The 14,906-nt window shown below is 32.4% G+C and carries 11 protein-coding genes and 1 tRNA gene; 2 read left to right on the top strand and 10 right to left on the bottom strand.

Annotated elements, in window-relative coordinates; all coding sequences use genetic code 11:
* Positions 1-68: 68 nt before the first annotated feature.
* The 8 genes from CDV25_RS08325 to pheS all read right to left on the bottom strand — a co-directional run bounded on the left by CDV25_RS08325 (position 69) and on the right by pheS (position 9,516).
* A tRNA-Leu gene (locus CDV25_RS08325) sits at positions 69-155 on the bottom strand.
* A gap of 58 nt (positions 156-213) precedes the next feature.
* The gene (serA, locus tag CDV25_RS08320) at positions 214-1,797 is read right to left on the bottom strand and encodes a phosphoglycerate dehydrogenase (protein ID WP_108911864.1); all 1,584 of its coding nucleotides are present in this window, start codon (positions 1,795-1,797) and stop codon (positions 214-216) included.
* A gap of 16 nt (positions 1,798-1,813) precedes the next feature.
* Entirely contained in the window at positions 1,814-2,275 is a 462-nt protein-coding gene (locus tag CDV25_RS08315) for a hypothetical protein (RefSeq protein WP_239056350.1), read from the bottom strand.
* A gap of 29 nt (positions 2,276-2,304) precedes the next feature.
* Positions 2,305-3,975, bottom strand: coding sequence for a 30S ribosomal protein S1 (locus CDV25_RS08310; protein WP_239056349.1), 1,671 nt, complete (start codon positions 3,973-3,975; stop codon positions 2,305-2,307).
* Between the two features lie 64 nt (positions 3,976-4,039).
* Entirely contained in the window at positions 4,040-4,864 is an 825-nt protein-coding gene (locus CDV25_RS08305; RefSeq protein WP_034552227.1) for a 4-hydroxy-3-methylbut-2-enyl diphosphate reductase, read from the bottom strand.
* Entirely contained in the window at positions 4,854-6,164 is a 1,311-nt protein-coding gene (aroA, locus tag CDV25_RS08300; protein ID WP_108911543.1) for a 3-phosphoshikimate 1-carboxyvinyltransferase, read from the bottom strand. The genes CDV25_RS08305 and aroA overlap by 11 nt, the downstream gene beginning before the upstream one ends.
* Positions 6,161-8,524 carry a phenylalanine--tRNA ligase subunit beta gene (gene pheT, locus CDV25_RS08295; protein ID WP_108911542.1) on the bottom strand — a complete coding sequence of 788 codons (2,364 nt, stop codon included), beginning with the start codon at positions 8,522-8,524 and terminating at the stop codon, positions 6,161-6,163. Before pheT ends, aroA begins: the two co-directional genes overlap by 4 nt.
* Entirely contained in the window at positions 8,521-9,516 is a 996-nt protein-coding gene (pheS, locus tag CDV25_RS08290; protein WP_108911541.1) for a phenylalanine--tRNA ligase subunit alpha, read from the bottom strand. Before pheS ends, pheT begins: the two co-directional genes overlap by 4 nt.
* A gap of 138 nt (positions 9,517-9,654) precedes the next feature.
* Here pheS and CDV25_RS08285 point away from each other — a divergent pair, with 138 nt between their 5' ends.
* Positions 9,655-10,035 (top strand): histidine triad nucleotide-binding protein, encoded by a 381-nt coding sequence (locus CDV25_RS08285; protein WP_034552235.1) that lies wholly within the window; start codon positions 9,655-9,657, stop codon positions 10,033-10,035.
* 4 nt (positions 10,036-10,039) lie between these two features.
* Here the strand turns inward: CDV25_RS08285 and CDV25_RS08280 are convergent, their stop codons facing one another.
* Complete coding sequence (locus CDV25_RS08280; RefSeq protein WP_108911540.1) at positions 10,040-11,395, bottom strand: DNA recombination protein RmuC; 1,356 nt, start codon at positions 11,393-11,395, stop codon at positions 10,040-10,042.
* 218 nt (positions 11,396-11,613) lie between these two features.
* Between CDV25_RS08280 and CDV25_RS08275 the strand changes: the two genes are divergently transcribed.
* Entirely contained in the window at positions 11,614-12,783 is a 1,170-nt protein-coding gene (locus tag CDV25_RS08275) for a class I SAM-dependent methyltransferase (protein WP_108911539.1), read from the top strand.
* A gap of 10 nt (positions 12,784-12,793) precedes the next feature.
* On the opposite strand, the gene fusA is transcribed toward CDV25_RS08275, so the two are convergent.
* The gene (gene fusA, locus CDV25_RS08270) at positions 12,794-14,875 is read right to left on the bottom strand and encodes an elongation factor G (protein ID WP_108911538.1); all 2,082 of its coding nucleotides are present in this window, start codon (positions 14,873-14,875) and stop codon (positions 12,794-12,796) included.
* Between the last annotated feature and the right edge of the window lie 31 nt (positions 14,876-14,906).

Raw genomic sequence — 14,906 nt, 5'->3', positions numbered from 1 at the left:
CTTGGTAGATTAAAAAATTAATGCAAAAGATAAACACTTTTAGAAAAACAAAACAAAGATTTTAGATATGGTGCCGAGAGTCGGAATCGAACCGACACGGGGTTTCCCCCACTAGATTTTGAGTCTAGCGCGTCTACCAATTTCACCACCCCGGCTACAAAATAGCCCACAATTATACATAATTTAACTCAAATTACACTGAATCAAAAATACCTATAAAACAGCGTATTGGATACTAATACAAGCATCAATATTTGAAAGCTCTTTTAAAACTCTAGATTCCACTTCATCATCAACGATAATCACAGCTAAAGCCTCTTTTTTATAACGTGCTAAACGAAAATCCGCTATATTAATATTATGTTTAGCAAGAATACTCCCAATAAAGCCTATCACACCAGGAGTATCGTTATTCCTAAAAAGTATCATTTTGCCCTCTGGTTTAATATCTAAAGAAAATTTATTAATTTCTACTATTTTTAAAGTATCCTCATTAAATACTGCCCCACTTACACTAAATTCTCCCTTTTGCGTCAATAATGTAAGTTTAACCTGATTTTTAAAAACATTTTGGGATTCTTTTCCCTCCAATTGCACTTCAATACCACGTTCTTTTGCAACATAAGGAGCATTGACATAATTGACCTTATCCCCCAATGTAGCATTTAAAATACCTACTAATGCAAAGGTGGAAAGGGAAGAGAGATGCTCTTTAATCTCACCTTGTGCTTCTAATTGAATAGAGCGAATCTCATCTTTATTCATCTGAATGGCAAAGAATGCCATTTTCTGCACTAACTCCAAATATCCCCTTACAAAATGTGGTAACTCATTCTCTCTAACAGGTAAATTAAGAGCATTAGGGAAACTAGAACCTCTTGCAGCCTCTAAAGCCGCTTTTGCTGCTTCAATAGCAATTTTTTCTTGGGATTCTAAAGTATTTGCTCCAATATGAGGGGTTACATAAATATTATTTAAATCTAAAAGTTTATTAGAAATAGCAGGCTCTTTAGTAAAAACATCTATTCCAGCAAAACGAATTTTGTGGGATTGTAAAGCTTCAAAAAGTGCTTCCTCATTATACAATCCACCTCTTGCACAATTAATTAAAATTACGCCCTCTTTCATTTTTGTAATTTCATCTCTATCAATGATATTAATAGTTTCTTTATTTTTCGGTGTATGTATGGTGATAATATCACAAGCTAGAATATCATCAAAGTTTTTTGTATAAGCAATACCTAAATCTGTAGCTTTTGTGGCATTAATATAAGGGTCATAAGTAATAACCTCCATTTCAAAAGCTTTCATACGTTTTCCTACTCTACCACCAATATTTCCAAATCCAATAATGCCTAATTTTTTACCCTTTAATTCCGTTCCATACCAATCTTCACGTTTCCATTTGCGTTCATTTTTTAATTGTGCATTAGCTTCAGGCAGTCTCCTTACAGCATTTAAAATATGTGCACAAGTGAGTTCTACCGCCGCAATAGTGTTAGCTGTTGGGACATTCATCACAATAACACCTTTTTTACTAGAACTTTCAATATCTACATTATCCACGCCAACACCAGCACGAACAATAGCACGAAGTTTAGGAGCAGATTCTAAAAAATCTATATCTACATCTGTTGAACTCCGAGTAATTGCTACATCTGCTTTATGTAATTCTTTTTTTAATGTATCTTTTGGCAAAGTCGCTAAATTTAGCATCTCCACTTCTTTATCTTTTTTTAACAGTTCTAAACCACTTTGATGAATATGATCGCAGACAATAATTGTGAATTTTGACATCTCTAACACTCCACTTTTAGGCTTTAGCCAAGATATAATTAATTTCATAATATTTTAGCTTATCTAAAACACTACGAAGATAATTTTCATCTTTTGTTAATACTACTAACCAAATATTATCTCCCACCTTATAATAGGAATATTTAATTTTATGGCTACTAAATACTTGATTAATGCAAAAAAACTGATAATCATCAATCGCCCCTACTGAAACCCTAAAAACTTCTTCATGACTTTCTAGAATATCATCTTCAAGGAGTAATTTAACTTGCAAAACTGGAGCTGGATAAATAAATGGGCTACTACTCTTATTAGAAAGTTTATTCACCCAATCTGAAACATTGGCAAACTCTGGCTGATTATTATCAACAGCTAACTCATAGGGTTTAAAAACAGGCAAAGCAACATTTATTGCATCTATATATTTACGAATAAGCACAAGCAATGTAATCAAGATAAAACAGGCTAAAATAGTCATCAATACTCTTACTTGCATATTATATTCTATTAAGAAATTCTATCTTTAATAATATCCCCTAAAGTCATTTTATTATCTACATTATCATTAAAATTTTTCAATTTTGCCTTCTCTTTTTGCTTTTCTAATCTTTTAATAGAAACGCGAATTTTATTATTTGCACAATCAAGCAATGAAATCACACCATTAATACTATCACCAACTTGAATCTCTTCCTTTTTAAGGGGTGGCAAATCTTCATTCCTAATAAGAGCATCTACTTCATCATCAATTTTAATAAAAATACCAAAATCTTTTATATCTCTGACTATACCGCTTATTTCACTATCTATTGAATATTTTTTAGCAAACTCTTCTACTGGGGAGGCTATAATTCCTCTGCGAGTTAAAGAAATTCTTTCTTTTTTTCTATCAATTTTAGCAATTTTTACTTCAATCTCCTCGCCAACTTTCATTAAATCTTTGCATTTCTCATTCTTGTTCCAATAGGCATCTTCATTATGTAACAAACCATCAATATTATCTAATTTAATAAAAGCTCCAAAATCTGTCAAAGTCGCAACACAACCCTTTAAAATATCACCTTCTTTATATTTTTTAGCGAATTTATCAAAAGGCTTATCTAAGAGATTCTTAAGTGATACCCTTAAACGTCTCTCTTTGGTATTAATTTCTATAACCTCTACATCAATTTCTTGTCCGGTTTTTAAAAACTCTTCTGGGTTTTGAATATTTTTATTCCAAGAAATTTCAGAAATATGCAAAAAACCTTCAATATCATTTCCTAAATCGACAAAGACTCCATAAGGCTCTATGTTGCTAACTGTAACTTTAATAGCATCCCCTACTTCAAGCTCTTTTTCAATTTCCCTCCAAGGGTCTTCTGTAGTTTCTTTAATAGAAAGAGCTAAACGACGTTTTTCTTTATCATAAGAAAGAACTTTAATAGGAACAACATCTTCTTCTTTATAGAGTTTTGAAGGATTAACGGGTCCTTTATAGCTAATTTCTGTGTAATGCACTAATCCTTCAACACCATTAACATCTACAAACATACCAAAACTAGTAATCTTTTTAACTTTTCCCTCTAAAATCCCTTCTTGCTTTAAAAGGTTATCAATCGCATCTTTTTTAGTAGAATTTTCAATTTCAAATAATCGCTTTCTTGAAATAATAATGCTATCTTCTTCGGGTTTTACATTTACAATGCAAGCCTTAATAGACTTACCCTCTACCTTACTACCATCTTTAAAGGCTGCTCCAAATTTTGGCATAAAAAACTCTATACCATCACTTTCAACAATGTATCCGCCCTTATTTTTTCTTATAACAACACCTTCGATAATTTTATCTTTATAGTTCTCACCTAAATCTTTGATATATTTTGCAATTTTTTCTTTACGTATTGCTTTTTTGTAAGAAACAATAGGTTGCTCATTTTTCTTCCCTGTAATAACAATTGGCAACAATTCCCCTACTTTAAAGAATAAATTCCCCTCTGAATCTTTAATTTCTTCAATAGAAATATTCCCTTCTTTCTTCTCTCCTGGAACTGCAATAATCACACAATTCCCTTCAATTGCTACAATCTCGCCTTGTGAAACCTTTTCATTCTCTTTTTTTTCATATTGTTCAAACATCGAAGCAAAATCTTCTTCAATCTCAATTTTCTCTAATTCCTGCATATTTACGCCAGCCATACCTTACGCCCTTTTTAAATAAAATTTAACTATTTTAACTAAAATAGTCTTTTAAAAGTATTAATTACAATTTTTCTATATCTTGCACAACTTTATCAATAATCCAATTAGGTGTTGAAGCACCAGCACTAACACCACAAAGTTTCTTACCATCAAACCAACTTTTGCGTAACTCTAAATAATCCTCAATCAAATAACAATCTTTACAATATTCTTTAGAAATATTATAAAGTTGCTTAGTATTAGAGGAGTTTTTACCGCCAACAATTATCATTATATCAACTTCTTTAGCGAGATTTCTTGCGGATTCTTGATTATCAAAAGTTGCATTACAAATCGTATTAAAAACGCGACATTCTGCACAATTTCGCACTAAGAAATCTACAATTTGTAAAAAAGATTCGATATTCTTTGTAGTTTGTGAAATAAGAGCTACTTTTTCTTGAATTTTGCTATTTTTTAAAGCCATTAAATCTTCAATCACTAATGGTGTATTTTTACAATAACTCATAACTCCTTTTACTTCTGGGTGCTTCTCATCTCCAAAGATAATAATTTGATACCCTTCTGCACTCATCTTTTCACAAATTTCTTGAGGCTTTGTTACAAAAGGACAAGTAGCATCAGTAATATTTTTTGTTTTTTGTTTAAGCAGTTCTAAATCTTGCTTAGGAATTCCGTGAGTTCGGATAATAACTTCTGAATCTTTAGGTATCTCTTGAATATTTTCATTAACTACGACATTAAAATTTTCTTTCAAGCGTTCAATCTCTTTTGCATTATGGATAAGAGGACCAAGTGTAATTCCATTAGGTTTTGATTCAGCAAGCTTTATAGCTCGTCTAACACCAAAACAAAATCCATAATTTTTAGCTAATTTAACTTTCATTATCAACCTCAACTTGTGTTATAGCATTTAAAATTTCTAAAAAATTAGGGAAAGAGATATTAATATATTCTGCTTGAGTAATAGTAATTCCACTTCTTAATCCAGCAATAGCAAAACTCATAGCAATGCGATGATCTCCATAACTAGGAACTTCACACATTTTAAAGTCTCCCCCACAAATTTCAAAACCATCTTCTAACTCTTTTGCCTCTATCCCACAAAGCTGCAAATTCCTAACTATTGCTACAATTCTATCAGTTTCTTTCACCCTTAACTCTTTAGCATTACCTACTTTGCTCACACCTTTAGCACAAGCCATAGCAATAGCTAAAGCAGGGAGCTCATCAATAAGCCACGCGATTCTTTGATGAATCTCTATAGCCTTGAGATAGTTTGGAGAGCTTATCTCTATATCACCAATGCTTTCATAAGTAGAAGCATACTCCCTATAAGTAATATGCACGCCCATTTGTTCTAAAACCCTAAAGGCTTCAATCCTTGTAGCATTAAGTAAGACATTACGCAAAATCCCACGAGAATTGGGGGTAATAGCAATAGCTAAAGCAAAGAAAAATGCACTAGAAGGGTCTGCTGGAATGTCAATTTCAAGTGGATTTAGAGGGTTTTTTTGAGGAAAAATCTTAAGCTCTAAAGCACCATTAGGGTTTAACTTGCTTTCTAAGTTTGCACCCATACCCATAAGCATTCTCTCACTATGATCTCTGCTTAATTGTGGCTCTGTGTATTTACATTCCCCCTTAGCATAAAGTCCGCTTAAAATTAAAGCAGATTTTACTTGTGCACTGGCGATTTTACTAACATAATTAAAGGCATTTAAGCGAGGCTTTCCAATCACAACTAAAGGTGCAAGATTACCCCCATCTCTTCCAAAAATGCTCGCCCCTATTTGCCTTAAAGGTTCTACAACGCGTTTCATAGGACGGGCATTTAAATAGCAATCTCCACTTAAAACAAACATTCCCTCTCTAGCACTCAATAAACCTAAATACAAGCGAATAGCTGTTCCTGCATTCCCACAATCTAAAATTTCACTAGGTTCTTTAAGCTGTTTTGGGGGGATAAAGATTAGCCCATCTTTTTCTTCTTTTACAACCAAGCCTAACTTCTTAGCAATCTCTAGGGTATTTAAAGTATCCTCGCCTTGTAAATAATTCTTTACAAATGAAGGCTTATAACTAAGTAAAGAAAAAATAACACTACGATGAGAAATAGACTTATCCGGGGCAATCTTTGAAAGATCTATCTTAAATCCAACACTTGGGGATACCTTTATCCTCATCGTAATTCTGCCTTATGCTTCGTTTTAAGCACCGCTAAAACCCTCTCCATAACTTCGATGATGTCTTTTTCTTCTAAAGTTTTTTCATAGGATTGAATCTCAAAGCGGATTGTCAAACTTATTTGATCCTCTAAACTTTTATCCCTATAAACATCAAGGGGATAAAATTTCAAAATATGCGGAATTTTTAATTGCTGTATGGTTTCTTTAAGCTTATAATAAGGAATCTCTTTAGGCATAAGAATACTTAAATCACGTACAACTTTTTGAAACTTTGAATACCGCTCAACCTTAGGTAACTCATCTTTTAGAGACTTTAAGTCTAGCTCACATAAATAAGTTTCTTCTAATCCAAAGGACTCTCTTAGTGCTGGATGCAAAGCTGCAAGAATACCAATTTCCTTTTTGCCTCTAAAAATCTTTGCACATTGATTAGGGTGAAAAATTTTTATATTACTTTGAAAGGCTTGCAAGGTAAATTCTCCAATAACACAGGAGATTCTATCGGCAAAAGCAAAAAAGTCTGCCTTGATACCTTTGGTCTTAGGATAATGCTCTTGGCAAACAAGACCACTTTGCAAAAAAGCCATTTTGATATTTTCTTGCCGTTTTTTATTGTAAGTAAAACCAATTTCTGCAAAAGAAATAGCACTAAATCCATTATTTTTATTATAAACTGCTGCTTGAATTAACCCCATAAGCAAGGTAGAGCGTAAAGTATTAAGATCTTGCGTAATGGGATTTAACAGCTCTAATTTATCCTCTAAAGTCTCAAAACCATATTTTTCTAACATTTCTTTATTATGAAAAACAAAATGCACCACTTCATTAAAACCAACACCAATAGCTTTTTTACTTAATTTTCTTTGAAAATGATAAAACTCTGATTCTGCATTAATTTGATTATTCTGCACAAAAGATAAAGGCTGACTTGGCACATTATCAATACCTACAAAACGGATGATTTCTTCTGCAATATCTTGAAACCCGATAACATCGTGCCTAAAAAGTGGTGGTGTAGCAATAAGCAAATTTTCATCCGCAGGTAATTCTACTTTAAATTCTAACGCCTTTAGAATATTCACAATAGTAATTTTATCTAACACACAACCAATTACTTTAGATAATAATAAAATATCAATGGTAATGGATTCTCTTTTAATAACTTTTAATAGTTCTTGTGTATCAGTATAAAAAACTATTCGCTCATCATTTAAAAAACTTCCAAAAACATCAAGTCCGAGTTTTAAATCCGGATTACTCCCTCTTGAAACTCTTTGAAAGATTTTAGTATCAACCTTGATATTAGCTTCTAAAACCTTTTGTGCAATGATTTGCGGAGGGATATAACTAGCCTCTAAGACAACAAATTCTTTGTCTTTATTGTGCTTAAAGCCTTTATAAGAAAAAGATTCTACACCAATGGTAGATAGTTTTCTATCTTTATAATAAATACTCTCAAAGCCTAATTCATCTTTTTTTAACTTTAAAAGCATTTTATCAATTCCATCTTTATCTTCTAGCCTACAAAAATCCTGCGGATAAGCGTTTAAAATAACCCCACTATAAAATGTCGCAAACCCCAATACATTACTCAACCAATCCTCTTCTAAGGCTTCATTATAAGCCAAAAACAAAGCTACACAACAAGGAGTTGGAATAGAGTGTAATTCAATAGCTTTATACATTAAAGAAGATTCGTATTTTTCATTCGTTGTAATTTGCAAGACCCTACCAATTCCTGGAGAGTTCTCCGAAGTTTTTGGCATTTTTAAAGGTTGCATTTCTAAATTTAATCCTACACTTAACTCTCTTGCAATACCGATAATACTCATACAATCTCCGCGATTTGGAGTAATAGAAATTTCAAAGACCTCATCATTAAAAGCATCATACTCTAAGAGTTCCTTACCGATAATTAACTCCCCAAGACTATTGTCTAACTCTATAATGCCATCATTTATTTTAGGAAAACCTATCTCAATGCTAGAGCATAGCATTCCACAGCTCTCAACACCCCTTAAAATTGCTCTTTTAATAGTCATTTGAGGTAAAACTGCCTCTTCTAATGCCACAGCTACAAAAATTCCCTCTCTAGCGTTTTTAGCACCACAAACAATTTGAAGGCTTTGATACTCCCCCTCCTCACCCCCAATAGCTACTTCACAAACATTAAGCTTCTGTGCATCGGGGTGTTTTTTACAAGCTAGAATCTTACCTACAATCACTTTTTTAGGAGCAACTAATTTCTCAAAACTTTCAACTTCTAATCCAATTTTATCTAAAGTAGCACAAATTACCTCACTACTAATATTATCTAAAGGCAAAATGGTTTTAAAAATACTTCTAGTAAATTTCATTTAAATTGCTCCAATATTCTTAAATCACTTTCAAAAAATGACCGCAAATCTGGCACATTAAATGCAAGCATAGCAAATCTCTCAACCCCTAAACCAAAGGCATATCCGCTTACATTTTCATAACCCACTGCTTTAAACACATTATCATCAACACTTCCACATCCCAAAACTTCTAACCAACCTGTATGCGAACAGACTCTACAACCCTTACCCCTACAAAATATACAACTCATATCCACTTCCGCACTTGGTTCTGTGAAAGGAAAAAAACTTGAGCGGAATCTCACTTTAACCTCGCCAAAAATATATTTCAAAAAATCCTCTAGGATAAATTTAAGGTTTGCAAAACTCACAAAATCCTTACCCTCTTCCACTACCAACCCCTCAACTTGATGAAACATCGGGGTATGCGTCAAATCATAATCACAACGAAAAACATTTCCCGGACAAATCATACGAATAGGAGGCTTTTGGGATTCCATTGTGCGGATTTGCACAGGAGAAGTATGCGTTCGCAAAAGCTTATTATCTTTAAAATAAAAGGTATCTTGCATATCACGTGCAGGATGATAAGAAGGAATATTTAAGGCTTCAAAATTATGAAAATCATCTTCAACTAAGGGACCCATCTTAACCGCAAAATTCATGCTCTCAAAATAGCCTACAATTTTATCCAACATTAACATAATAGGATGACTTGCTCCCCTTAAATTAGAAGCATTAAACAAAGAAACATCAATTTTTTCTTGTTTTATCTTTTCTTCTAACTCTTGCATTGATAGCCATTCTTTTTTATTCGCTAAAGCCCTCTCAAAATCTATTTTTAAGGTATTTAATTCTTTGGCTAATGTTTTTTTAACTGAAGCCTCACAATTTTTAAGTTCTGCAAATTTAGCAGTTAAACTTCCTTTTTTTCCTAATACTAAAATACGTATTTCTTCTAACTCTGCAGTATTTTTTGCATTTTCTATTTTTAAAAATATTTCCTCCACAACTCTTTCCTAATTTAAAAATTTAAAATTATTGTATTTAAAAAAATATTTACTTCGCTTAATAATTGGTAGTATTATATTAATACTTTAATAAAATAAGGTAAAATTTAGTAAATATTTTGGTTTTAAAGGATTACTATGACTGTTTTTGAAAAAATCATAAAAGGGGATCTGCCTTGTAATAAAGTTTTAGAAAATGATAAATTTTTAGCATTTCACGATATATCCCCAAAAGCCCCTATACATGTATTAGCTATTCCTAAAAAATTCGCTAAGGATTTTCAAGAAATCCCCCCTCAAGATATGGCAGAATACACTGCTTTTATTCAAGAGGTTACAAAAATCTTAGGTTTAGATAAAAATGGCTACCGAATTATTAGTAATGTAGGTATTGATGGCGGACAGGAGATTCCTTACTTACATTTTCATATCTTAGGTGGAACGAAACTGCGTTGGGATAATCTTGCACAAAATATCTCTGAACAAGAACGTTTGGAAGAGAGAAAAAAAAGCCTTTAGAGACTTAAACTTCTAAATACTCTTTTTTATAAACACTTGTAATAGATTTTTGCGTTTTTGCACCAAGTGCTTTAAGGGCATCAAATCTATTTGCTAAGTTTCCATTCCCGCTTAAGAGCTTTTTATCCATTTCATCAATAGTATTATGTAGGGTTGTCGCATTTCTCTTTATTTTTTCAAAATCCTCTAAAACACCCACAAATTTATCATAAAACCTCCCAATATCTAAAAAAGCTTTCATAATATTTTCATCACTTTGAATCTTTATCCAAGTAATCTCTATAGTTTTTAATGCCATAAAAAGAGTATTTGGTGTGGTTAAATAAACTTTTCTTTGGTAAGCATATTGATAAAGGGCATTATCAAATTCTAAAGCTAAATCTAAAATATTTTGATAGGGGATAAACAATAAAACAAAGTCATAAGCATTAGCAACATTGGCATAAGGTTTTTTTGCTAATTCATCAATTCTATTTTTAAGGTTTTTAGCAATCTCGCTACTTAAAATATCCACTTTATCGGTCTGTAAAATATCTGGTAAGCTAAATTTAGAATCAATAACAATACTTCGTTCTTTGCTTAAATAAATTACTGCATCAGGGACAAATTTTTTTCCCTCATCATTAAAAGACTCTTGGATTTGATACTGCTCCCCCTCTCTTAAACCACTTTGTTCTAAAACATTGCGCAATTGCAACTCTCCAAAATTTCCCCTTATTTTCTTATCACCCTTTAAAATAATAGCGAGATTATCCGCTTTTTCCCCAATATTTTGTGAATATCTAAACATATTTTCAATATTTGTCTTTAAAGTCGCCTCATTGTGAATAAGATTTTTGGAATATTCTTCAACTTTATGTTTAATAGGATTAAAAATTTCTTCTAAAATCTTTTTAGAATCGGTATTAAGTGTTAATTGATTTTGTGCTAGGATATTTTTACTTTGCTCTTTGAAGTAATTTTGTAATTGTTCTTGCATATCTTGTTGTATTTTTTTATGCTCAACTTGTTGCATCTTTAAAGAATCTTTATAATTTATCTCTAATTGATGAAAGGCTGTTTCAAACGCAGCCTGTGAGGCTTGATATTTTTGATTATATTCCTCTTTTACGCACAAAATATCCTTTTGCATTTTCAGCAATTGTTCATCTTTACCCTCTAATTTGGTCTCTAAAGCAATATTAAGCTGTATCTGCTCATTAAGTTTAACGCGTATATTCTCTAAATCTTGCATATTCCTATAAAGAGTTTCTTTTTCTTGTTGTAATAAAATATTTTGCATCTTTACCTTTATAAAAAATATTCCCAAAATAACTACCACTACTACTGCTAAGAGCAATAAAATAACAATAAAATCCAATTAATCTTCCTTAAATTTATAGAACTTATATTCTATCCTAATTTTTAAAGTTTAAAACTCTCTTTGTATCTTCAAAGAATGGCAATCATTGACATTTTTAGATTATCACTTCTACTTTAAAAATTTGTAAATTCCTTTTATATTATAATTATTAATTATATGCTAAATTTCGATAGAAATTTATATTAACAAAAAAAATTTATTAACTGGGGATTTAAATGTTACAAAAATTTTTTATTAAAAGCTTTATGAAACAATGGAATTTTGGCAATTATGCCATCAAATTTTGGGATGGAGAAACTGTAAAAATAGGGAATAATAAACCAAAGTTTTCTTTAATTCTTCACCAACCTATTCCTTTTAAACTTCTTTCAAAAGACTTAAGCTTAACTTTTGCAGAAGCTTATATGGAGGGATTAATAGATATTCAAGGAGATTATGATGAAATTGCTAGAATTATTTATCTTCACTCCAATAGAAAATATCTCAAAAAATATCAAAATCCTAATATTTCAAGCAAAATTCATCAAAATAAAGAGAGTAAAAATATCAAAAGCCATTATGATTTAGGCAATGATTTCTATAAAATTTGGCTTGATGAGACCAAAAGCTACTCGTGTGCGTATTTTAAAAATCCAACAGATACGCTTTATCAAGCACAAATTAATAAAATAGAACACACTTTAAAAAAGCTTAACTTAAAACCCGGAGAAAAATTACTAGATATTGGTTGTGGTTGGGGTTGGCTCTCTATTATAGCTGCACAAAAATATGGAGTGCAAGTTACAGGCATTACTATTTCAGAAGAACAATATAAAGAAGCTAAGGAGAGAGTAAAATCTCACAAACTTGAAAATCTTGTGGAAATTCGCCTACAAAACTATCAAGACCTACAAGAAAAAGAATATTTTGATAAAATTGTTTCAGTGGGGATGTTTGAACATGTTGGGGCAAAGAATTTATCCCTTTATTGCTCTAAGAGCAAAGAAGTTTTGAAACCTGGTGGAATTTTTCTACTACATTCTATTATGGTTATGTTTGAAGGAGAAACTAATGCCTGGATAGATAAATATATTTTTCCAGGAGGTTACTTACCCTCCTTAAGGGAAGTTATTAGCATACTTAGTGAATTTGACTACCATCTCTTATTAGCAGAAAGCCTAAGATTTCATTATGCCAAGACTTTAGATATATGGGATAAAAACTTTACGCAAAATCTTGATAAAGTCCGATTGCTCTATGATGAAAAATTTATTAGAATGTGGAGTTTATATCTTAAAAGTTGTGCTTCAGCCTTTAGAGTAGGAAGTATTGATTTATTCCAATTACTTATTAGTAAAGGTGCAAATAACGAACTTCCACTAACCAAAGAATATATCTATCAATGATATTTGAATCCTATCGGCTTCTTTTCTCCATAATTTCTTTAGAAATATTACTAGGCACCTCGCCATAGTGATCAAATTCCATTGTATAAGTCCCTCTACCTTGTGTAGCCGAACGCAAATCTGTAGAATACCCAAACATTTCAGCCAATGGCACGAAAGCATTAACAATCTTTAATCCCATCCTATCATCCATAGAATTAATCTGCCCTCTTCGTCGGTTAAGATCGCCAATAACATCTCCCATATATTCCTCTGGCACTTCTACTTCTACTTTCATCATAGGTTCTAATAAAACCGCATTAGCTTTACGACAAGCATCTTTAAAAGCCATAGAACCTGCTATTTTAAATGCCATTTCTGAAGAATCCACATCGTGATAACTTCCATCATACAAAGTAACCTTAAAATCAACAACAGGATAACCCGCTAAAACCCCATTTTGCATAGCCTCTTGTATCCCTTTATCAACTGCTGGGATATATTCTTTAGGAATAACCCCTCCAGAAATATTATTAATAAATGCATATCCTGCACCCGGTTCTTGTGGTTCTAGCCTAATAAATACATGCCCATATTGTCCTCGCCCTCCGGATTGTTTAGCATATTTGCATTCTTGCTCAACACTTTGGCGGATAGTTTCACGGAATGCCACTTGGGGTTGCCCAACTTCAGCTTCAACTTTAAATTCACGTTTTAATCTATCAACAATAATTTCTAAATGTAGTTCCCCCATACCTGAAATAATAGTTTGTCCAGATTCTTCATCCGTATGCACTCTAAAACTAGGATCTTCTTCGGCAAGCTTTGCTAAAGCTAAAGCCATTTTTTCTTGATCGGCTTTTGTTTTTGGTTCAACCGCAATAGAAATAACAGGCTCTGGAAACTCCATTCTTTCTAAAATTACAGATTCTTTCTCTGAACAAAGCGTATCTCCCGTCAATGTTTCTTTTAATCCCACAAAAGCACAAATCTCTCCCGCATAGACTTCTTTAATATCTTCTCGCTTATTAGAATGCATTTTAAGCAGTCTTCCAACGCGTTCTTTTTTGCCTTTTGTAGAGTTTATAACATAACTTCCAGATTCTAAACTTCCACGATATACACGCACAAAAGTAAGTTGTCCAACAAAAGGATCTGTCATAATCTTAAAAGCAAGCCCAGCAAATTCACCATCATCTGTTGATTTTACACTAATTTCTTTGGTTTCATCTTTGGCATCTACACCACGAATATCTGCTACTTCAGTTGGGGCAGGTAAGTAGTCAATAACAGCATCAAGGAGCGTTTGAACGCCTTTATTTTTAAAGCTTGAACCACAAAGCATAGGGATAATATCCATACTTAAACAACCCTTTTTAATCCCCGCCTTAATCTCATCTACACTTAATTCTTCCCCGCTAAGGTATTTTTCCATAGTGGCTTCATCTTGTTCAGCTACAGATTCAAGCATTTTTTCACGATATTCATTAGCTTTTTCTACTAAATCTTCTGGAATATCTTCAATATCATATTTAGCACCCATTGATTCATCATTCCATACAATAGCCTTCATAGTGATTAAATCAATAACCCCCTTAAAGCTATCCTCTGCACCAATAGGGATAACAATAGGGACAGGTTTTGCTTTCAATCGGGTAGAAATTTGGGATTCAACATTATAGAAATTCGCTCCAATTCTATCCATTTTATTAACAAAAACAATTCTTGGGACACCATATTTATTCGCCTGTCTCCAAACCGTCTCACTTTGAGGCTGCACACCACCAACAGAACAAAAGACTGCTACTGCTCCATCTAAAACACGCATAGATCTTTCAACTTCAATAGTAAAATCCACATGCCCAGGAGTATCAATAAGATTAATTTGGTAATCTTTCCAAAAACAAGTTGTAGCCGCGGAAGTAATAGTAATTCCTCTTTCTTTTTCTTGTTCCATCCAATCCATTGTTGCTGCACCATCATGGACTTCACCAATCTTGTGGCTTACACCTGTATAAAACAAAATCCTCTCGGAAGTAGTTGTTTTACCCGCATCAATATGCGCAGCAATTCCAATATTTCTAATTTTATTTAATGGAGTCTTTCTTGCCATTTTCTAATCCTTTGGGATAATAAAGTTTGAG

This window comes from Helicobacter apodemus (assembly GCF_003097575.1).
In the GTDB taxonomy this organism is placed as follows: domain Bacteria; phylum Campylobacterota; class Campylobacteria; order Campylobacterales; family Helicobacteraceae; genus Helicobacter_D; species Helicobacter_D apodemus.
Note: the sequence above shows the minus strand (reverse complement) of the source record. Positions and strands in the feature narration are given on the sequence as shown.